1 pseudogene is annotated in these 609 nt (G+C 40.6%); it reads right to left on the minus strand.

Annotated features, from left to right (window positions below):
• Window positions 1-609: pseudogene (locus IUY40_RS19210) on the minus strand (hypothetical protein); the annotation flags it as partial.

The following is a 609-nucleotide window of genomic DNA, read 5'->3' on the forward strand; positions in this document are numbered from 1 at the left end:
GTACTGGGGTTGCTGGTTGGGCATTGATTACAACATCTACTGATGATAATGACGTACATCCTAATGCATTGGTTACTGTAAAATTATATGTTCCTACTGTTAATCCTGTTAGTTCTTTTGTTGCTGTATTTCCTGTTATGTTCCCTGGATTGATTGTCCAAGTACCTGATGGCAATCCACTCAAAGTAACACTTCCTGTTGCCTCTGCACATGTTGGCTGTGTAGGTATATTAGCTGTTGGCTTTTCTGGGGTTGCTGGTTGTGCGTTGATTACAACATCTGCTGATGCTAACGAGGTACATCCTATTGCATTGGTTACTGTAAAATTATATATTCCTACTGTTAATCCTGTTAGTTCTTTTGTTGCTGTGTTTCCTGTTATGTTTCCTGGATTGATTGTCCAAGTACCTGATGGCAATCCACTCAAAGTAACACTTCCTGTTGCTTCTGCGCATGTTGGCTGTGTAGGTACATTAGCTGTTGGCTTTCCTGGTGTTGCTGGTTGGGCGTTGATTACAACATCTACTGATGCTAACGAGGTACATCCTACTGCATTGGTTACTGTGAAATTATACGTTCCTACTGTTAATCCTGTTATAACTTTTGTTG

The sequence above is a fragment of the Flavobacterium sp. ALJ2 genome (genome assembly GCF_015594725.1).
Taxonomy (GTDB): domain Bacteria; phylum Bacteroidota; class Bacteroidia; order Flavobacteriales; family Flavobacteriaceae; genus Flavobacterium.